Origin of the sequence: Pseudolysinimonas kribbensis, from assembly GCF_030161895.1 — a bacterium.
Lineage (GTDB): Bacteria > Actinomycetota > Actinomycetes > Actinomycetales > Microbacteriaceae > Pseudolysinimonas > Pseudolysinimonas kribbensis.
The window spans coordinates 1632627-1652548 of record NZ_BSVB01000001.1; the positions used below are offsets into that span (position 1 = coordinate 1632627).

Annotated in this window: 16 protein-coding genes and 2 pseudogenes; 6 read left to right on the forward strand and 12 right to left on the reverse strand. The window is 73.3% G+C overall.

What is annotated here, in order from left to right:
- Positions 1 to 2: 2 nt before the first annotated feature.
- Positions 3 to 1595, reverse strand: a complete 1593-nt coding sequence (locus tag QQK35_RS09155) for a cytochrome ubiquinol oxidase subunit I (RefSeq protein WP_284253903.1) — start codon at positions 1593 to 1595, stop codon at positions 3 to 5.
- 87 nt (positions 1596 to 1682) lie between these two features.
- Between QQK35_RS09155 and QQK35_RS09160 the strand changes: the two genes are divergently transcribed.
- The 3 genes from QQK35_RS09160 to QQK35_RS09170 all read left to right on the forward strand — a co-directional run bounded on the left by QQK35_RS09160 (position 1683) and on the right by QQK35_RS09170 (position 3380).
- Complete coding sequence (locus QQK35_RS09160) at positions 1683 to 2042, forward strand: BlaI/MecI/CopY family transcriptional regulator (protein WP_284253904.1); 360 nt, start codon at positions 1683 to 1685, stop codon at positions 2040 to 2042.
- Positions 2039 to 2764: a M56 family metallopeptidase gene (locus QQK35_RS09165; RefSeq protein ID WP_284253906.1), complete on the forward strand. Its 726-nt coding sequence runs from the start codon at positions 2039 to 2041 to the stop codon at positions 2762 to 2764. The genes QQK35_RS09160 and QQK35_RS09165 overlap by 4 nt, the downstream gene beginning before the upstream one ends.
- 256 nt (positions 2765 to 3020) lie before the next feature.
- The gene (locus QQK35_RS09170; RefSeq protein ID WP_284253907.1) at positions 3021 to 3380 is read left to right on the forward strand and encodes a cupin domain-containing protein; all 360 of its coding nucleotides are present in this window, start codon (positions 3021 to 3023) and stop codon (positions 3378 to 3380) included.
- Between the two features lie 17 nt (positions 3381 to 3397).
- On the opposite strand, the gene QQK35_RS09175 is transcribed toward QQK35_RS09170, so the two are convergent.
- From QQK35_RS09175 to fdhD, 9 genes and pseudogenes are all read right to left on the reverse strand, one after another.
- A complete protein-coding gene (locus tag QQK35_RS09175) occupies positions 3398 to 5050 on the reverse strand; it encodes a molybdopterin-dependent oxidoreductase (protein ID WP_284253908.1) in 1653 nt (550 codons plus the stop codon).
- Positions 5051 to 5227: 177 nt separating this feature from the next.
- A complete protein-coding gene (locus QQK35_RS09180; protein WP_284253909.1) occupies positions 5228 to 5713 on the reverse strand; it encodes an Ig-like domain-containing protein in 486 nt (161 codons plus the stop codon).
- A 71-nt stretch (positions 5714 to 5784) separates the two neighbouring features.
- Positions 5785 to 6648 (reverse strand): annotated as a pseudogene (locus QQK35_RS20420) (Ig-like domain-containing protein); the annotation flags it as partial.
- A complete protein-coding gene (locus tag QQK35_RS09185; RefSeq protein WP_284253910.1) occupies positions 6621 to 6968 on the reverse strand; it encodes an RNA polymerase sigma factor in 348 nt (115 codons plus the stop codon). The pseudogene QQK35_RS20420 and the gene QQK35_RS09185, both read right to left, overlap by 28 nt.
- A gap of 407 nt (positions 6969 to 7375) precedes the next feature.
- On the reverse strand, positions 7376 to 8368 hold the full coding sequence (locus QQK35_RS09190; RefSeq protein WP_348535008.1) for an SdrD B-like domain-containing protein: 993 nt from the start codon (positions 8366 to 8368) through the stop codon (positions 7376 to 7378).
- A gap of 134 nt (positions 8369 to 8502) precedes the next feature.
- Positions 8503 to 9318 carry an Ig-like domain-containing protein gene (locus tag QQK35_RS09195; protein ID WP_284253911.1) on the reverse strand — a complete coding sequence of 272 codons (816 nt, stop codon included), beginning with the start codon at positions 9316 to 9318 and terminating at the stop codon, positions 8503 to 8505.
- 181 nt (positions 9319 to 9499) lie between these two features.
- Positions 9500 to 9757 carry a MoaD/ThiS family protein gene (locus QQK35_RS09200; protein WP_284253912.1) on the reverse strand — a complete coding sequence of 86 codons (258 nt, stop codon included), beginning with the start codon at positions 9755 to 9757 and terminating at the stop codon, positions 9500 to 9502.
- Positions 9750 to 10805, reverse strand: coding sequence for a GTP 3',8-cyclase MoaA (gene moaA, locus QQK35_RS09205; protein WP_284253913.1), 1056 nt, complete (start codon positions 10803 to 10805; stop codon positions 9750 to 9752). Before moaA ends, QQK35_RS09200 begins: the two co-directional genes overlap by 8 nt.
- Positions 10802 to 11746: a formate dehydrogenase accessory sulfurtransferase FdhD gene (gene fdhD / locus QQK35_RS09210; RefSeq protein WP_284253914.1), complete on the reverse strand. Its 945-nt coding sequence runs from the start codon at positions 11744 to 11746 to the stop codon at positions 10802 to 10804. The genes moaA and fdhD overlap by 4 nt, the downstream gene beginning before the upstream one ends.
- 59 nt (positions 11747 to 11805) lie before the next feature.
- On the opposite strand from fdhD, the gene QQK35_RS09215 reads away from it, so the two are divergent.
- Genes QQK35_RS09215 through QQK35_RS09225 form a run of 3 tightly spaced genes read left to right on the forward strand, consistent with a single transcriptional unit; the run spans position 11806 to position 13945 of the window.
- The gene (locus QQK35_RS09215) at positions 11806 to 13056 is read left to right on the forward strand and encodes a molybdopterin molybdotransferase MoeA (protein ID WP_284253915.1); all 1251 of its coding nucleotides are present in this window, start codon (positions 11806 to 11808) and stop codon (positions 13054 to 13056) included.
- Positions 13053 to 13829 (forward strand): molybdenum cofactor guanylyltransferase, encoded by a 777-nt coding sequence (gene mobA, locus QQK35_RS09220; protein WP_284253916.1) that lies wholly within the window; start codon positions 13053 to 13055, stop codon positions 13827 to 13829. The genes QQK35_RS09215 and mobA overlap by 4 nt, the downstream gene beginning before the upstream one ends.
- Positions 13742 to 13945, forward strand: coding sequence for a DUF6457 domain-containing protein (locus QQK35_RS09225; RefSeq protein ID WP_284255659.1), 204 nt, complete (start codon positions 13742 to 13744; stop codon positions 13943 to 13945). Before mobA ends, QQK35_RS09225 begins: the two co-directional genes overlap by 88 nt.
- Before the next feature lie 19 nt (positions 13946 to 13964).
- On the opposite strand, the gene QQK35_RS09230 is transcribed toward QQK35_RS09225, so the two are convergent.
- Together QQK35_RS09230 and QQK35_RS09235 are read right to left on the reverse strand one after the other, a co-directional pair.
- Positions 13965 to 16271 carry an FdhF/YdeP family oxidoreductase gene (locus QQK35_RS09230; RefSeq protein ID WP_284253917.1) on the reverse strand — a complete coding sequence of 769 codons (2307 nt, stop codon included), beginning with the start codon at positions 16269 to 16271 and terminating at the stop codon, positions 13965 to 13967.
- 164 nt (positions 16272 to 16435) lie between these two features.
- Positions 16436 to 19852 (reverse strand): annotated as a pseudogene (locus QQK35_RS09235) (bifunctional proline dehydrogenase/L-glutamate gamma-semialdehyde dehydrogenase); the annotation flags it as partial.
- Between the last annotated feature and the right edge of the window lie 70 nt (positions 19853 to 19922).

Consider the following 19922-nt stretch of genomic DNA (forward strand, 5'->3'; position numbering starts at 1 on the left):
GATCAGTACGCGAACGCGAGCACGTCGTCGCGGGCCCCGTCGCCGGGTCCGTTCTCGCCGGACCCGGCCTCGTCGTCCGGGCCGTGCGCGAGCTCCGGCATCGCGGCGACCACCCCGCCCCGCACGTAGCGGAACAGCAGCACGACCTCGACGACCAGCAGCACGGCGTAGACGCTGCCGAGCGCGATGAGCGAGAACAGCAGCTCGCCCGCGGTGACGCCCGGCGACACCGCGGCGGCCGTGAACATCCAGACCCCGTCGACACCGCCCGGCGTCGGATTGGGCGCGACCACGAAGGGCTGGCGGCCCATCTCGGTGAAGACCCAGCCCGCGGTGCTGGCGGCGAAAGGAGAAAGGATGCCGAGCACCGCGAGCCGGGCCAGCCAGGTCGAGCGCGGCACCGTGCCCTTGCGGGTGAGCCACAGCGCGACGGCCGCGGCGAAGGCGGCGAGCGCCCCGAACAGGATCATGAGCCGGAATCCCCAGTAGGTGACCACCATGAGCGGCGCGTACTGGATCGTCGTGCCCGCCGCCGCGCCGTACCCGGCCTTGTCGGGGATCGTCGCGCCGTACTTCGCCTGGTACTCCGGAATGAGGTCGTCGACGCCCTTCACGGTCGTGTTGACGTCGCCGTTGGCGAGGAAGCCCAGCACCCCCGGGATCTCGACCAGGCCGACGACGCTCGAGCAGTCCTTCGCGCCGGGATCGCCGATCGAGAGCACCGAGAAGCTCGAGCCGGTCTGACACGCGGCCTCGGCCGAGGCCATCTTCATGGGCTGCTGCTGGAACATGAGCTTCGCCTGCTGGTCGCCGCTGATCGCGACGCCGGCGAAGCCGACGATCGCCACGAGGGCGCCGATCCGCAGCGAGCGCAGCCAGACGCCGTGGTCGGCGCGGTCGCGACCCGGGATCTCGGGGGCGTCGCCCACGACGACGCGGCCCCGCGCATCCACTGTGTCGATCCCGTCGTGCCGCCGGCGCCACAGGTGGTACCACGCGATGCCGAGCAGGAAGGCGCCGCCGACCGAGATCGCACCGAACAGCGTGTGGATGTACGCGGCCACGGCCGTGTTGTTGGTGAGCACGGCGCCGAGGTCGTTCAGCCGCGGGCGCCCGTCGACGAGCGTGATGCCGACCGGATGCTGCATCCACGAGTTCGCAGCGATGATGAAGAACGCTGACAGCCACGATCCGAGGATCGCCAGCCACAGCGTCACGAGGTGCACGCGCTGGGGCAGGCGGCCCCAGCCGAAGATCCAGAGACCGAGGAACGTCGACTCGACGAAGAAGGCGAGCAGTCCCTCGAGTGCGAGCGGGGCGCCGAAGACGTCGCCGACGAAGCGCGAGTACTCGCTCCACGCCATCCCGAACTGGAACTCCTGCACGAGCCCGGTCGCGACACCGAGGATGAAGTTGACGAGGTAGAGCTTGCCCCAGAACTTCGTCATGCGAAGCCACCGCTCGTCGCCCGTGCGCACCCAGAGGCCGTGGAACACGGCGACGGCAGGACCGAGCCCGAGGGTGAGCGGCACGAGCAGGAAGTGGTACACGGTCGTGATGCCGAACTGCCAGCGGGCGATGTCGAGCGCGTCCATCGGGATCCTTCCGATCTGTCTTCTACACATCGTAGAACTGATTTCGACAACAGGTAGAAGTATTTCGACGCGCTGTAGAATGACGGCATGGCGCTGGGCGATCTCGAACGCGGGGTGATGGACCTGCTGTGGCGCTCGCGCGCCGGCGCGACCGCGTACGAGCTGCAGGACGAGCTCGCGGCGGGCGGCCGGCAGCTCGCCGCCACGACCCTCCTCACCGTGCTCAGCCGGCTCGAGAAGAAGGGCTTCGCGATCGCGGACCGCAGCGCCCGGCCGCACCGCTACACCGCGGCGGCGGAGCGCTCGGCGCACGTCGCGGAGCTCATGCACGACGCGCTCGGCGAGGCCGACGACCGGCAGGCCGTGCTCGAGCGCTTCGTCGGCAGCGTCAGCGCCGACGACGCGGCGATGCTCCGCCGGATCCTCCAGGGCGGCGCGGCGCGATGAGCCTCATCGCCGCGATCGTCCTGGCCGCGGTCGCGGTCGTGCTGGCGGTGCCGGCGCCGCTGCTCTTCTCGCGCGCGGGCTGGCCGCTGCGCCACCCGGTGCTCTCTCTCGTGGTCTGGCAGCTGATCGCCGTCGTCGGCGGTCTCGCCACCGTGAGCGTGCCGCTGCTGCTCGGCGAGGCGATCGGTCGCGTCGGGCTGCTCGTCGGCATCCCGGTCGCGGTCGCGGTCGCCGCCTACCTGGGCATCCACCTGCTCCGCACGATCGTGCGGCGCGAGGCACGCCGGCGACGGCACCTCGCGCTGCTCGACCTGCTGAGCACACCCGCGCCGGCGCCGCTCGAGGCCCGCCTCATCGAGCAGGACGAGCCGCTCGCCTACTGCGTGCCCCGCCCCCGCGGCGCCGTCATCGTGATCTCCACCGGTCTGCTCGAACGGCTCGACGAACGCGAGGTCGCGGCCGTCGTCGCACACGAGCGAGCCCACGCCCGGCAGCGGCACGACGTGCTGCTGCTCGCCTTCGAGGCCTGGCGCGCGGCGCTCCCCGGCTTCCCGGTCGCGCGCATCGCGAGCGACCAGGTGGCGCGACTCGTCGAGCTGGCGGCCGACGACCGCGCGCGGCGCAAGGTCGGATCCCCGGATCTCGCGCGCGCGATCGCGCGGATCGCGCCCGCGCACGCGCACCGCGAGCACGAGCGCATCATGCGCCTCGCCGCCGCCTGACGCGGAGGACCACGGGGCCCATCCGGCCGAATGGTGGCAGCGCGTCGACGCCGAGGTGGGCGTCGCGGGAGTCGAGCGGTCGGCGGGCGTTGAGGAATTCGCCGCGATCGGTAGCTGGCGCCGCCGACCGGAACGAACTACCGATCGCGGCGCATTCGTCGACGCTCTCCTCGAGCACCCGCCTCGCGGACGCCCGACGCCTCGCCGCCGCCTGAACCCCTGCCGCGCCGCCGATCCGGGGGTCTACGGTGGCCAGATGCAGAAGGTGTCGTTGATCGCCTCGGGCCGACATCACCTGGAGCATGCGCAGCGCGCCTCGAGCGGACGCAGCGCAGAGACGATCTTCGGCGGCCACGAGCATCGCCTGCGCCAGACCCTCATCGCCCTGCGGGCAGGCCAGTCGCTGTCCGAGCACGAGAACCCGGGCGAGGCGACCGTGCAGGTGCTGTCCGGCCGGGTGCTCCTGCGATCCGGGACCACCAGCTGGAACGGTTCGCCGGGTGATCTGCTGACCGTCCCTCCGGGTCTGCACACCGTCGACGCGACCGAGGACTCGGTCATCCTGCTGACGACCGTCGTTGCGCAGGCGTCACCGCCGGGCTCACCCGAGGCGTAACGCGCGAACGGCGTGGCTCAGATGGACTGCCGGTAGCCGAAGAACTCGTGGTCGTTGTTGTAGCCACCGAGACCGCCGCCGACGTCGGCGAACTGCTCGACGAACTCGATGCCCTTGATCCACTTGACCATCTTGAAACCGAGCTGGGTCTCGTTGCGCAGCCGCAGCGGCGCCCCGTGCCCGAACGAGACCGGCTCGCCGTTCATGTCGTAGGCGAGCATCGTCAGCTTGTAGCTCATCTGCTCGATCGCCTGGGCGTCGTAGTAGAGCCCGCCCTCCGGACCGACCGCGTAGGAGTAGAAGACCACCCACTTCGCCTCGGGCTTGGGCTGCACGAGGTCGAGGATCGTCCGCATCGAGACCCCGCCCCACTTGGCCACGCCCGACCAGCCCTGGATGCAGAAGTGCTGGGTGATCTGCTCGTGATACGGCAGCGCGCGCACCTCGGCCAGGCTCAGGGTGACCGGATTCTCGACCAGCCCGCCGATCGTCAGCCGATAGGCGGCGAAGTCATCGGCCTGCAGCCTCTGGAACTCCTCCGTGTCGGGGTAGTTGCCGTTGTGCCAGAAGTACGGCGAGATGTCCTTGTCGGTGTACTGCCCCGGCTTCGAGTCGATGTGCTCGAACAGGCGCTGGGCCGGGCCGATCAGCGCGAAGCCGACCCGCTGCACGATGCGGGGATGCCGGTACGTGAACGGCGTCGCCGCCACCCAGCCGACGATCATCACCACGAGCGAGATCGCGAAGAATCCGAACCCGACCCACGACTCGTCGTCGCGCGCGGCGTACATGTGGTTCAGGTTGCGCAGCGCGCCGGTGGTGACCACGAGCGCCACGTGCACGACGATGAACGCCACGAACCAGCACAGCACGAGGAAGTGCAGCGACCGGGCGACCTGGATGCTGAAGATCGAGCTGATCCGCCGGAACCGGGTCGAGAGCGCGGGCGACATGCCGAGCCCCGTGATGAGCGCGAGCGGGGCGGCGATGAACACCGTGATGAAGTACGCGATCAGCTGCAGGCTGTTGTAGTTCGTCCAGCCGCTCTCCGCCGGCCAGTCGAGCGACGCGTACTGGATCGCGACCGAGATCGCGTTCGGGATGACGTCCCAGTGGATCGGGACCAGCCGCATCCACTGCCCCGTCGAGAAGATCAGCACGTAGAAGACGATCCCGTTGACGAGCCACAGGGTGTCGACCCCCAGGTGCCACCAGCGGGCGAGGCCGATCGAGTGCCGGCGACCCGGCAGGCCGACGCCGTCGGGGAGGGTGATCGAGTCCTGCTTCGCCGTGTACAGCGGGTCGGTGGGCACCGGCTTCTGAATGCGGAACCAGTCCCTACCGGGCGTCGAGTGGCGGGTCCAGTACAGCCGCGGATGGTCGGCGAGGATCGTCACCCCGGCCCGGATGAGGAAGATCATGAGGAAGGCGTTGAGCACGTGCTGCCAGGCCAGCCAGGCCGGGAAGCCGACCGGCGCGCCGGCGGGCAGCTCCGACATCCCGGGGTAGGTGCGGATGAACGACTCGACCGCCGGCAGGTCGCGCAGCCCCTTCGCGACCGCGATCGCGATGAGCGCCAGCGCGAAGCCGATCGGGAGCAGCCACAGCAGGTTGAACCACTTGCCCTGCCCGATGCGCACGCGCGGGGCGACGCCGTACTGCGCGGGCACGCCGCCGGCCCAGTCCTCGTCGACGACCGTGTATCGCCGGGCGTCCAGTTCTTCGCGGAAACTCTTCGTCGAGCCCCCGCCCCGATGTCGTCCGCGGGAACGGGATTCGGATCCGTATCCATGGCCGAAACCTAGCCCTCATCCGTTCCGACCGGAACCGACGCCGCGGACGCGATCTCAGCCGATCGTGAACGCCACGGTGCGCACCGACCCCAGGCGCCCGGTGGCGGGATCGAAGTAGCGCACGCCGATCGTGTGCGGCCCGTCCGGCAGCCCCGGTGTGACGCGCTGGATGGGCGAGGTACCGAGGGTGTGGACGTTGCCCGTCCATACGCCGTCGATGAGGATCTGGATCCGCTCACCCGGGGTGCCGGAGACCTGCAGCGTGACGACCGTCTCGGCGCCCGCGGAGGGCACGGCCGCGCCATCCGCCGGCGCGTCGATCGTCGGCCGCTGGAACGACAGCGGCGCGGTGGCGTCGGAGGGTGCCGACACGTTGCCCGCCGGGTCGCGCTGCACGGCGGTGAGCGTCGCGCCGTCACGGCCGAGGTCCGGCAGCGGGATGCTCCAGCGCCCGGCGTTGTCGCCCGTCGCCGTGCCGATGGTCGCGCCGGTGTCGTCACGCAGCGTGACCGTGGCCGCCGGTTCGGCGCTGCCCTGCACGAGCGGCAGGTATTCCAGCGGGCTCGCGGGGAGCGCGTCGAGGACGGGGGCAGCGCCACCGTGTCGACCGTCAGCGTGCGGGTCGTGGGTGGGGAGGCATTGCCGGCCCGGTCGAGCTGCAGGATCCGCAGGCGCCACGTGCCGTCCGGTACCACGACGTCCGGTGTCATCGTCCAGGAGCCGGCGGGGCCGACCACCGCGGTGCCGAGCGGCCCGAGATCGTTCACGCCATCCGGACTGAGCCGCTCGACCTCAACGGTCGCTCCCGGCTCACCGCTGCCCGCCAAGGGGGCCGGGCGGTGTTCAGCAGCGCGGCCTCCGCCGGCACGGAGAGCACCGGGGCGAGGGGCGCCACGACATCGGGAGGGTTCGGCGGCGGGGACGCGACGGAGCCGGTGGGGGAACCGCGCGAGGCGCCGCCGGGCGGGCGGGCGGCGCGGCGACGCGCGGCACGGCCGGAGCCGGACTCGCGAGGGGGACGGACGTCTGGTCCGGCCGGGGCGCACGGGTCGCGGGAGCCGGATGCCGCGTCGCGGTCGCGCCGGATGGCGCCGCGACCGGGGCGCCCCTCCCACACCGCCCGCCGCGGCGACGGCGGTGATCGCGCCCGCGACGATGACCACGGCGGCGGCGGCGATCGTCGCGACCAGGCGCGTCGGGGCTCGCAGCATCATCGGCACGACGACCCCGGAGGGTGAGGAGGCCGTCGGATGCGCGCCGCCCGGCGGGTTCGATCCGGAGCCGGCGGCCAGCTTCTCCGCGAGCAGGGCGGCCCCGCCGGCACCGAGTGTCACGGGGAGCAGGATCGCGGCGAGCCGGCCGGAGACGTCGTCGATCTCCTCGAGGAGGATCGAGCAGCGGGTACAGGTGTCGAGGTGCTGGTCGAAGCGCGCGCGAGCGCGAGGCGTCAGTGCGCCGCGGTTGTAGTCGGCCATCCGCTCGGTGGTCCATCGGCACTCGGGGGCACGCGCACGTCGCTCACGTGGGCCTGCAGCCACGCCTTCTTGAGTCCGTCGCGCGCGCGGTACGCGAGGGCGGCCGCGCCGTTGGCGGTGAGGCCGAGGTAGGGGGCCGCCTCGGCGGGCTCCATCCCCTCCACCTCCGTGTACCAGAGGATGGTCTGCCAGCGCTCCGGCAGGGTGCGGAAGGCACGCACGGTGATCGTGTTCTCGAGGGTCGCGGTCTCGATGTCGGGCAGGTCGCTGGGAATGCGCTCGGCGACGTCGTCGATGTCGACGGTCTGGCTCTTCGGCACCCAGCCGAGGGCGACGTTGCGGATGGTGCGGTAGAGGTACGGGCGGAACGCCTCCCGGGGACCCCGCCGCGCTGCACCGCGCGGAGGATCTGCAGGTACGCCTCCGACACGATGTCGTCGGGGTCGGCGATGGACCGGAACTGCCGCGCCGCGGCCAGCCCGGCCTTCGCGTGCCGGGTCCAGAGCTCGGCGAACGCTCCCGTGTCGCCGGCGCGTGCGCGCTCGGCGAGCTCCTCGTCGCTCATTCGTCCCCCGGTCGGCGGGTGCGGTCGCTGTCGCCGCATTGATTACACACCCCGGGTGCGCCGGTGATGACGCCACATCGCGAAGTTCGTGGATGAGGGGCCGCCCGTCAGGGGGCGGGCGGCCCCTCGGCCTCCTGCTCAGTCAGAAGGCGCCGGATGTCCTCAGTGCCGTCGCTCGGGGGCGGTGCGGCGGCGGCTGAGCGCGAACCCAGCCATGCCGAGGACGATCAGCCCGCCGGCCAGCGCCGCCGCGGGGGCCACCCCGTCGACACCGGTGTGGGCGAGCTGAGCGGGCTCCGACGACACCGGGAGAGCGTCCGTCGGAAGGTCGGGCAGGTAGAACCCGAAGTCGAGCGTCAGGTTTTCGTCACCATTGCCCGGCAGGTCACCGGACTCGGCCGATGCGGTGGAGGAGTCCGCCGCCGTGTCGGCGCCGGCATGCTCGGGAGAGGTGACCATGCCGGCGAGCGCGGCGGCGGACGCCGCCCCGTCGATCGTCACGGTGTAGTGCTGACCGGCGGGCAGGGTGGGAAGGTCCTCGAAGAGGTAGTGACCCTGCGCATCGGTGACGGCGGGAGCGACGGGGGTGCCGCCGACCGTGGCGACCGGCTCGCCGTCGGGACCGGTGAGGTCGAGGGTGACGCCCGCGATCCCGCGCTCGTCCGTGCCCTGCACGCCGTCCTTGTCAGCGTCGAACCATACGTAATCCCCGACCGACACCTTGCCCACGAAGCCGAAGTCGAGGGTGGGGTCGCTGGCGCCGTTGGTGGTGAGGTCGATCGACGTCGCCGATCCGGTCGAGGAGTCCCTGCCGCGATCGGCGCCCGCTGCGGCGACGGTCGGGGTCAGGCCGGCGAGAGCCTGGGCCGAGGCGGACGCATCGATCGTGACCGTGTAGTGCTGCCCCGCGGCGAGCACCGGCAGGCCCGCGAACGAGTAGTGGCCGCTCGCGTCGGTCGTGGTGGGGCCGACCACAGCGCCGGAGACGGAGGTGACGGGTGCACCGTCGGGGCCGGTCAGAACCAGCGTGACGCCCCGGATGCCGCGCTCGGCGCCGTCCTGGACGCCGTCGTGATCGGTGTCGAGCCACACGTAGTCGCCGACGGACACGCTCTGCATGCCCGCGCCGTCACCGCCCTGGGACGTGCGGACCATGGTCGTGTCCTTCGTGCTGGTGACGCCGGCGGCGGTGAACGCGACGTGGTTGCCGAATCGGCCGGCATCCTGATCGGTGATGGTGCCCTTGTACGTGACGGTGACGAACTCGTCGGCGGCGATCCGGTCGAGGGTCAGGTCGAAGCCCGCGGCGTCGCAGTCGAGCGTGTAGCGGCTCGGGTCGAGGGCGCTCTTGATCGCGCCGGAGGCGAGGCCGTCCTGAGTGGTGATCTTGACGGTGCCGCAATCGATGGTGCTGCCGGCGGCGGGGGCGTCGGCGACGTCGATGGGTCCCGCGTACCCGGTGGTGTTCCCCGGGAGCGCGACGGACCAGTTGATGTTGTCGTTCGCGTCACGGGTGCCCTCGAACGAACCGTCGGCCCAGCCGCCGCTCTTGCCGAGCGAGCGGGAGGTCGCCACGGGCGGGGGCGGGGGCAGTTCTCGGTGCACGGCGGGGTCGGGGCGGGCTTCGGGTCGATCGTCACCGGCACGGCGATCCCGTCGAAGTCGAGGTTCACCGGGCCACCGGTGGTCGTGACGACGCTGTGATTCCACTGCGTCGAGACGAAGCCGGTGCCGCCCACGTGGTCGTGGGTGTCGGCGTAGCCGGTGAGCGTGAAGACGATGTCGTAGCTGCCGTCGGCCTGCTTCTGCCAGACCGCGTCCGCGACCGCGGCGCCCGCGGCATCCCGCAGCACGAACGGCGCCTGACTGACCACGGTGAGCTCCGGCGGGAGCGCGAGGGTGAAGGTGTCGCCGACGGAGGCGGAGTCCGGCACCGACCAGGTGAAGGCGAGCTTCTGCCGCTCGTTGTAGCCGTACGAGGTCTTGTCGAGCGTGACGCCGGTGATCGCGGACGGGACCTCTGCGGCGTGCGCCGCGGAGGTCGGGAGCACCAGGCCGGCGAGCACGGCGACGGCGGCCGCGAGAAGGGCGGCGGCGAGGCGCACGGAGCGGGAACGGACGCGTCGAGCGCCCGAGAGGGGAGTGTCATGGGTGAGCTTCCTGAGTGCTGAGGCGCGGCCGAACGACACCATGCCGGCGACCGGGGGACGCCGACATTGCGAACCCACTGGATGACATGGGGAACGCGGGCCGGTTATGACGCGGTTCTCAAAAAAATGTCCGCCATTATGCGGACAGGCGTCGCCTACCCGCCGCTGAAGGGGGCAGCACGTCGACCCGAGCGCCGAGCGCGCGCTCCGGGTCGCGGGTGACGACCCCGTCGACCAGGAACGATCCGGATGCCAGCACGCGCTCCATCGCGCCGCCGTAGCGGTCGGCGAGCAGGGTCCGGAGTTCTCCGGCGGTCGCCGCGTCGAGGATCTCCTCCGCCCGGCCGGCGGCGTCCTCGGCGGCGGCGAAGTACCGCACGAGCACCTCAGCCACCGATGCCGCCCATCGAGCGCACCGGCCGCAGGAATCCGGGATCGTCGATCCCGTGCCCGGCCTTCTTCATCCACATCGCGCCGCGCCAGAGGTCGGCGATCTGCTCGTCGTCGGCGCCGCCGCGCAGCAGCGCGCGCAGGTCGGTCTCGTCGTCGCCGAACAGGCACGAGCGCACGCGACCCTCGGCGGTGAGCCGGGTGCGATCGCAGGCGCCGCAGAAGGTGCGCGTGACGGAGGCGATGATGCCCACCGTCGCGGGACCGCCGTCGACGAGCCACTCCTCCGCCGGCGCGGCGGGGTCGTCGCGGCCGATCGGCTCCAGCCGGAAGCGGGTGCTCAGCACGCCGAGAAGCTCCGACGCCGACACCATGGCGTCGCGGGCCCAGGCGGCGTCGGCATCCAGCGGCATCTCCTCGATGAACCGCAGCCGGGCACCCCGGTCGACCGCCCACGCCAGCAGGTCGGGCGCGTCGTCGAGAGTGGCGCGCATGAGCACGGCGTTGACCTTGAGCGGGGCGAGGCCGGCCGCGACGGCCGCGTCGACGCCGCGCAGCACCGCGGGCAGCCGGTCGCGCCGGGTCAGCTCGGCGAACCGGTGCCGGTCGACCGTGTCGAGCGAGACGTTGACGCGGGTGAGGCCGGCATCCCGCAGCGCGACGGCGTGCCGGTCGAGTCCGATGCCGTTGGTCGTCATGGCGAGCGGGATGCCGGGCGCGACCTCGGACGATCGGCGCACGATCTCGACCAGGTCGGGGCGCGTGAGGGGCTCGCCGCCGGTGAAGCGCACCTCGTGCACGCCGAGGCGGTGCACGGCGATGCCGACGAGCCGGGCGATCTCCACGGGGCTCAGCAGCTCGTTGCGGGGCACGACCGGCAGGCCCTCCGCCGGCATGCAGTAGACGCAGCGCAGCGAGCACGCGGTGGTGAGCGAGATGCGCAGATCGCGGGCGATGCGGCCGAACCGGTCGACGAGCTCCGACGTGTCCGGCCGACCGCTGACGTCCGGTGCGGTCCGGCGCACCGCGGGGATGCCGAGCGCGATCGTCATGCCGACCCCACCGGCTCGGGATGCCGCATCCCGGCCCGCTCGATCGGTGCGGCGGCGCGGCGGATCCGGTCGTCGCGCGTGTACACGTTCATGCTCGTGCCCCGCACGAACCCGACGAGCGTCAGCCCGGAGCGGGCGGCCAGCTCGACGGCGAGCGACGACGGCGCCGAGACGGCGCTGAGCATCGGGATGCCCGCCATGACCGCCTTCTGCACGAGCTCGAAGCTCGCCCGGCCCGACACCTGCAGCACGGTTCCGCGCAGCGGCAGCCGGTCGTTCAGCACGGCCCAGCCGACGACCTTGTCGACGGCGTTGTGCCGGCCGACGTCCTCGCGCACGACGAGCAGCTCGCCCGTCGCGGCATCGAACAGGGCGGCGGCGTGCAGGCCGCCGGTCTTCTCGAACACGGCCTGGTGCTCGCGCAGACGCTCCGGCAGCCGGAGGATCGCGGCGGCGTCGACCGTCATGGGGTCGGCGGCGACGTCGTAGGCCGACACCGTCTCGACCGCGTCGATCGACGCGGTGCCGCAGATGCCGCACGAGCTCGTCGTGTAGAAGTTGCGCGACCGGTCGGGTTCGGGGCCGGCGACGCCGGGTGCGAGCGCGACGTCGAGCACGTTGTAGGTGTTCTCCGTGGCGCCGGCGAGCGGCCCGCCGGTGCCCGATCCGCCCATCCCCGGCCCGCCGCAGTGGATCGCCGAGCGGAACTGCGCGCCGTGGTGGATGACGCCCTCCGACACGAGGAACCCGGCGGCCAGCTCGACGTCGTTGCCCGGCGTGCGCATGGTCACCGCGAGCGGTTCGCCCGCGATCCGGATCTCGAGGGGCTCCTCGACCGCGAGCGTGTCGGCGCGTCGCTGCTCGCGATCGCCCTCGTCCGTGCCCTCGTCCGCGGCGACCGTGAGGCGCACGACGGAGCGTCGCGCGGTGATCCGGCCCATTTTCCGAGCCTAGCCCCGCGTCCTCCGCGCTCGCCGGGCGCGGTCGTTAGCGTGGGGGCATGCCGCAGGACAGCGCGCCCCTGCGCCCGCTCGACGACCAGATCGCGCGCGTGCTCGGGCTGGCGACCCCGCTGCCGATCGTCCGGATGCCGCTCGCCGAGGCCGCGGGCCGCACCCTCGCGGCACCGGCGGTGGCGGCCGTCGACCTTCCGCTCTTCGACAGCGCGGCGATGGACGGGTATGCGGTCCGCGCCGCCGACGTGAGCATTACGCCGGTCACCCTGCGCGTCGTGGCCGACATCCCGGCCGGCTCGGCGCTCGACCCCGAGCTGCCGCCGCGGTGCGCCGTCCGCATCATGACCGGCGCGGCCGTGCCGGGCGGGGCCGACACCGTCGTGCCGTTCGAGCAGACCGAGGGCGGACGCGCGGCGGGGCGCGGGTCGCTGCCCGCATCGGTCACGGTGCTCGCGGCGACGGCGGGCGCGCACGTCCGCCACCGCGGCGAGGACGTGCGGCCGGGCGATTCGGTGCTGCCGGCCGGCGTCGAGCTCGGCGCGCGTCGGCTGTCGACGGCCGCCGCGGCGGGCATCGCCGAGGTCGACGTGCGCCCGGCGCCGCGGGTCGCCGTCATCTCGACGGGCAGCGAGCTCGCCGCGCCTGGCGCCGCGCTCGGCCGCGGGCGCGTCCCGGAGTCCAACTCGCTGCTGATCGCCGGTCTGGTGCGCGAGGCGGGGGCGCACCCCGTTCTCGTGGCGACGGTCGCCGACCGGGTCGAGGGGCTGCAGCGGACCCTCGCCGACGCCCGAGCGGCCGGTGCCGACCTCGTCGTGACGACCGGGGGCGTGAGCGCGGGCGCCTACGAGGTGGTGCGCGACGCCCTCGCCGCCGAGCTCGAATTCGTCGAGGTGGCGATGCAGCCCGGGCGCCCGCAGGCCTCCGGGCGGCTGCCGGGCGGCCCGCTGGTCGTCTCGCTTCCGGGCACGCCGACCGCGGCTGCGGTCGTGTTCGAGCTCGTCGTCCGGCCCGCGCTGCTGGCGCTGCAGGGGCGCGCGGCGCTGCACCGCCCTCGACTCCGGATGCCCGTCGACGCCCGGTACCGGCGCCGCCCGGGACGCACGGGCTACCGTCCGGTCGCGATCGATCGCGACGACCCGGCGGCGTGGATCGCCCGCGACACCGCGAGCGCCGTCTCCCGCTCGGGCCCGCACTCGGTGACCGGGCTGGGCTCCGCCGACGGGCTCGCGGTGATCCCGGCGGGCGAGGGAGCGATCGAGCCGGGCGACGCCGTCGAGGTGGTGCTGCTCGGATGACGACGCCGGATGCCGCCTCCGTGACCGCGACGCCGGCCGCGATCGTGCTCGCCGGCGGTCGGGCCGCCCGCGTCGGCGGCGCGGCGAAGCCGCTGTTCGAGATCGGCGGTGCCAGCCTCCTGGCGCGCACCGTCGCCGCGGCCCGCGCGGCCGGAGCGGACCCGGTCCTCGTCGCGGGGCCCGAGCTCGATCCGGCGCTCGACGTGACGTGGGTGCGCGAGGACCCGCCGTTCGGCGGCCCCGCGGCAGCGACGCTCGCGGCGCTCCGTCGGGTCGGCGATGCGGAGACCGTGCTGCTGCTGGCGGGCGATCTCGCGGATGCCGGGGGTGCCATCCGGACCCTGCTCGCGCCCGGCCCGCTGGCGCCCGACGTCGACGGCCGCTGCCTCGTCGACGCGGACGGCCGCCGTCAGTGGCTCGTCGGCTGGTACCGCACGACGGTGCTGCGCGCGACGCCGCTCCCGGACGGCGGCCGCGACGCCTCGTTGCGCGCCCTGCTGGCCGGGTCGATGATCGAGGAGGTGCCGGATGCGGCGGATGCCGCGGCCGACATCGACACCTGGGACGACCTGCGCGCCCACGGCGGCGCACCCGGTCGGGCCCGACGGACGGAGGACACCATGCCCCAGCACCTGCCCCCGAGGCGCTCGACGACTGGGCCGACGCCCTGCGCGCCGAGCTCGGCATCGACGCGGCCGAGTCGCCGATCCCGGCGATCCTCGACCTCGCGCGCGACGTGTCGAACGCGGTCGCGCGACCGGCGGCGCCGCTGAGCGCCTTCATGGCGGGCCTCGCCGCGGGGCGTGCCGGTGGCGGGGAGGCCGCGGTGCGCGAGGCGATCGCGGCCGTCACGCGGGCGGCCGCCGCCTGGCCGACCCCGCAATCCTGAGCCGCGCGGGCGACCCGGCTCAGCGGCGCTCGAGCCGCACGATCACCGACTTCGACGTCGGGGTGTTGCTCACGGCGGCGACCGAGTCGAGCGGCACGAGCACGTTCGTCTCCGGGTAGTAGGCGGCCGCGTTGCCGCGCGGGGTCGAGTAGCCGACGACCCGGAACTCGGGCGCGCGGCGCAGCTGCAGCACGCCATCCGGACCCGTCCACTCCGACACCAGGTCGACGATGTCGCCCTCGGCGAACCCGAGCGCGATCACGTCGTCGGGGTTCACCAGCACCACGCGGCGCCCGCCGTGGATGCCGCGGTACCGGTCGTCCTTGCCGTAGATCGTGGTGTTGTACTGGTCGTGGCTGCGCAGGGTCTGCAGCAGCAGCCGGCCCTCGGGGATGCGCGGGTACTCGACCGGGTTCGCGGTGAACCGCGCCCTGCCCGTCGACGTCGCGAAGCTTCGGGCGTCGCGCGGCCCGTTCGGCAGCACGAACGTGCGGCCGCCCGCGATGCGTTCCTCGAAGTCGTCGAAGCCGGGCACGACGCGCTCGATGTGGCCACGGATCCGCGCGTAGTCCTCCTCGAGGCCCGCCCAGTCGGCGCGCGGCGACCCCGGGCGGTCGCGGAAGGTGCGCTGCGCGATCCGGGCCAGGATGGCGACCTCGCTCAGCAGGTCGTCCGAGGGCGGCGCGAGCCGGCCGCGCGACGCGTGCACGGCGCTCATCGAGTCCTCGACGGTCACGCGCTGCTCGCGTCCGCCGCGGCGGTCGCGGTCGGTGCGGCCGAGCACGGGCAGGATGATCGCCCGCCGCCCGGTGACGACGTGCGAGCGGTTGAGCTTGGTCGACACCTGCACCGTGAGCTCGGTGCTCCGGATGCCGGCCTCGACGACCTCGGTGTCGGGCGTCGCGCTCACGAAGTTGCCGCCGAGCGCCATGAAGACCTTGGTGCGGCCGTCGCGCATGGCGCGGATGGCGTCGACCACGTCGTGCCCCGGCTCGCGCGGCGCGGAGAAACCGAACTCGGCGTCGAGCGCGTCGAGGAACGCGGCCGGCGGCTTCTCCCAGATGCCCATCGTGCGGTCGCCCTGCACGTTGGAGTGGCCGCGCACCGGGCACACGCCCGCGCCGGGGCGCCCGACGTTGCCCTGCAGGAGCAGCAGGTTGACGACATCCCGCAGCGTGGCGACCGCGTGCGGATGCTGGGTCAGGCCCATCGCCCAGCACACGATCGTGGATTTCGAGGCGAGCAGCTCGTCGCCGACGGCCCGGATGTCGTCCTCGGCGAGGCCGGTCGCGGTCTCGATCTCGGCCCAGCTGAGGGCGCGCACGCCGGCGGTGAACTCGTCGACGCCGCTGGTGTGCTCGGCGATGAAGTCGTGATCGAGCACCCCGCCCGTGCGGTCCTCCGCCTCGAGCAGGTGCTTGGCGAGCGCCTGGAACAGCGCCTGGTCGCCGCCGAGCCGGATCTGCAGGAAGCGGTCGGCCATCGCCGTGCCGCCGCCGATGAGGCCCTTGACGGTCTGCGGGTTCTCGAACCGCTGCAGGCCGGCCTCGGGCAGCGGGTTGACCGCGACGATGCGCGCGCCGCGCTGCTTGGCCTTCTCGAGCGCCGACAGCATCCGGGGATGGTTGGTGCCGGGGTTCTGCCCGGCGACGATGAGCAGGTCGGCGTCGTGCACGTCCTCGATGGAGACCGTGCCCTTGCCGACGCCGAGGGTCTCGCCGAGCGCCGAGCCCGACGACTCGTGGCACATGTTCGAGCAGTCGGGGAGGTTGTTGGTGCCGAGCCCGCGCACGAGCAGCTGGTAGAGGAACGCCGACTCGTTCGACGCCCGCCCCGACGTGTAGAACACGGCCTCGTTCGGGTCGTCGAGCCCGCGCAGGGCGGTCGCGACGGCGTCGAGGGCGTCATCCCACGAGATCGGCGTGTAGTGGGTGGCGCCGGCCTCCTTGATCATCGGATGCGTCAACCGGCCCTGCTGCCCGAGCCACCAGTCGTCGTGGCGCTGGAGGTCGGCGACGGAATGCTCGGCGAAGAACTCCGGCCCGATCCGGCGGATCGTCGCCTCCTCCGCGACGGCCTTCGCGCCGTTCTCGCAGAACTCGGCGATGTGGCGCTTGTCGGTCTCGGGCCACGCGCATCCGGGGCAGTCGAAGCCCTGCTTCTGGTTCATCCGCAGCAGCGTCTCGGCGCTGCGCACGACGCCCATCTGCTCCTGCGCGATCTGCAGCGCGTGCACGATCGCGGGCACCCCGACGGCCCGCTTCTTCGGGGCGCGGACCGCGAGTTCCGACTCGTCGATGTCGCTCTTCGGTGCGCGCCGGGCCATGCGCCCGACTCTACGCGCGCGCCGCCCGGACATCCGATCGACACTGTGCCATCCGATGCGCGGCGCGCGGGCGCGATCGGATGGCGGAACCGCGATCGGTTGGAGCGGGGTGCGCGCCCGTGCGCCGGCCCGCGCTGTTCAGAGCTCGAGCGTCGCGAGCGGGGGTCGATCGCGCCGAAGCGGTGCGCGGTGATCGACACGGCCTGCTCGAGCAGGAACGGCAGTAGCTCGATGCGCCCGGCCGCGGTCACCGGGTCGGCCCAGATCGCGACGTCCGGCGAGCCGCCGGTCGCCCGCGCGAGTGCGTCACCGGCCTCCGGGTCGGCGCTCACGAGCCGGATGCGGTCCGGATGGTTGGCGACCACGCGCGATGCGAACGCGGCATCCGGCTCGACGTCGATGCCGGTGATCGACAGCAGCGGCGCGCCGCCGAGGTCGGTGGCCTGCACGAGCGGCAGGAGGCCCGCGGGAAGCGGGACCGACGAGCTGATCCGGATGCTCGCCCGGGCGAGCACGCCGGCCGCGACGACGCGCACGAGCTCGGCCATCGACGCGCCCTCCGCGAGGCGCACGACCACGTCGGCGGGGCGGTACCGGAAGACGTTGCGCTCCACCTCGAGCCCCGACACGTCGCGCGCGGTCGCGAACTCGGCGGCCCACGCGGCCGCGTCGCTCAGCGCCCCGCGGCGCACGAGGTCGAACTCCTCGTAGCCGAGCGCGGGCTGGCTGGCCTCGATCACGCTCGCGACGCGGGCCTCGAGCCCGTCCAGTCGCAGGTCACCGGATGCCGCCGCGGGCACCGGCCGCCAGCTGCCGTGCGCGAGCAGCGCGTTCGGCCCGCCGGCCTTGTATCCGGGTCCGACCGACGACGCCTTCCAGCCGCCGAACGGCTGCCGCCGCACGATGGCGCCGGTGATCGGCCGGTTCACGTAGAGGTTGCCGGCCTGCACGGTGTCGAGCCACTGCGCGACCTCACCGGCGTCGAGCGAGTGGATGCCGGCCGTCAGCCCGTACTCGACCGCGTTCTGCAGCGCCACGGCCTCCTCGAGCGTCGCGGCCGACATGAGTCCCAGCACCGGCCCGAAGTACTCGATGCGGTGGAACGCGCTGCCGGCGACGACGCCGTCGCGCACCCCGGGCGACCACAGCCGGCCGTCGTCGTCGAGGCGGCGCGGCTCGACGAGCCAGCTCTCGCCCGGGCCGAGCCGGGTGAGGCCCGCGGTGAGCTTGTCGCCCGGGGGCTCGACGAGCGGCCCCATCTGCACGGCCGGATCGGTCGGCTGCCCGACCGCGAGGCTCGTGACGGCGTCGGCGAGCTGACGGCGGAAGCGCTCCGAGGTCGCGACCGAGCCGACCAGGATCGCGAGCGACGCGGCCGAGCACTTCTGGCCGGCGTTGCCGAAGGCGCTCTTCACGATGTCCGAGACCGCGAGATCGAGGTCGGCACTCGGCGTGACGATGATCGAGTTCTTGCCGCTGGTCTCGGCGAGCAGCCGCAGCTCGGGCTTCCAGCCGCGGAACAGGGCCGCCGTCTCGGTGCTGCCGGTGAGCACGACGCGGCCGACCTCCGGCGCCGTGATGAGCGCCCGGCCGAGCTCGCCCTCGTCGATGTCGACGAGCGTCACGAGCTCGCGCGGCGCCCCGCCTCGCGGAACGCCTCCGCGAGGATCGCGCCGCAGCGCCCCGCCTGCGGGGCCGGCTTGAGGATGACGGCCGAGCCCGCGGCGAGCGCCTGCAGCACTCCACCCGCGGGGATCGAGACCGGGAAGTTCCACGGCGGCGCGACGAGCACCACCGGCACGGGCGCGAACGCGGCGCCCTCGATGCCGGCGAGCTCGCGGGCGAGTCCCGCGTAGTAGTGGGCGAAGTCGACCGCCTCGCTGACCTCGACATCCGCCTCGGCGAGCGTCTTGCCGGTCTCGGCGACCATGACCTCGATGAGCCGCCCGCGCAGGGCGGCGAGCACCTCGCCGATGCGGTCGAGCAGCTCCCCGCGCTCGGCGCCCGTCCGCGCCCCCACGTGGCGCCCGCGGCGGATGCCGCGGCGAGCCGCTGCTGCAGCGTCGCCGGGTCGGCGACCCGGGCCTCGTGCAGCGTCGCCTCGCCGATGGCGGAGTTCTTGGCGCGATCCAGCAGCCCCCGCGCCCACTCGCGGTTGACCGCGATCGACGGGTCGGTGTCGGCGGTGTTCTCGAACGGCTCGGGAGCCCGCGGCACCGGCGGGTGCAGCCGGTTCTGGATGCGGTTGGGGGCGGGCACCGCGTCGTCGAGCAGCGCGAGGGAGGCCTCGAACCGCTCGCGCTCCCGGGCGAAGACCGCGTCGTCCTCCAGCTCGAACGCGCTGGAGAGGAAGTTCTCGCTCGAGCCGTTCTCCTCGAGCCGCCGAGCGAGGTAGCTGATCGCGGCCTCGAAGTCGTCCGGATGCACGACCGGGGTGTAGAGGAGCAGGCCGCCCACGGTCTGCCGCACCGCGCTCGCCTGGCCGGGCGTCATCCCGAGCAGCATCTCGACGTCGACACGCCGGCTGACGCCGCGCTGCTCGGCGAGCAGCCACGCGAACGCGAGGTCGAACAGGTTGTGCCCCGCGACGCCGATGCGCACGGCGTCGGTGCGCTCGGGCGCGAACGCCCGCTCGAGCAGCCGCAGGTAGTTGGCGTCGGTCGCGGCCTTGCTGCCCCAGGTCGCGAGCGGCCAGTCGTGCACGGCCGCGTCGACGCGCTCCATCGAGAGGTTGGCCCCCTTGACGATGCGCACCTTGATGCCGGCACCGCCGGCCGCCACCCGGCGCCGGGCCCACTCGGTCAGCCGGTCGAGGGCGACGACCGAGTCGGGCAGGTAGGCCTGGAGCACGATGCCCGCCTCGAGGTTCTGCAGGTCGGGGTTCTCGAGCAGCTTGACGAAGACCGCGATCGTCAGGTGCAGGTCGCGGTACTCCTCCATGTCGAGGTTGATGAACTTGGTGCCCGACGCGCGCGCCGCCCGCAGGTAGATCGGCAGCAGCCGCTCGACGACCCGCTCGACCGTCTCGTCGAAGCCCCAGAGGTTCAGCTGGCTCGCGACCGACGACACCTTGACCGAGACGTAGTCGACGTCGGGCCGGGAGAGCAGCTCGCGCGTGCCGGCGAGCCGACGCGCGGCCTCGCGCTCGCCCAGCACCGCCTCGCCGAGCAGGTTGATGTTGAGCCGCACGCCGTCGCGACGCAGGTGCGCGAGCGAGCGGGTGAGCCGCTTCGGGGAGGCGTCGATGACGAGGTGGGCGACCATCCGGCGCAGCACCCGGCGCGCGATCGGCACGATCGGCCATGGCAGCAGCGGGGCGAAGGCGCCGCCGAGGCGCACGAGCGTGCGCAGGTGCCACGGCAGGAACCGGGGGTCAGCCGCGAGACCTGCTCGAGGCTCCGGCCGGCGACCCGCAGATCCTCGGGGCGCACGACGCGGTCGATGAAGCCGAGGGTGAACTCGAGGCCGTGCGGGTCCTTCAGCACGCCGGCGAGCCGCGTCGCGCCGGCGTCGCGCGGGGCATCCGCGCTCTGTGCGAGCCAGCGACGGACCAGGGCGACGGTCTCATCGACCGACGGCATCCCGGGAAGCACGGAATGAATGCTAGGCGACGGCCCCTGCGTGTCCAGGGTGCGGGAGCGGCCGTCCCGG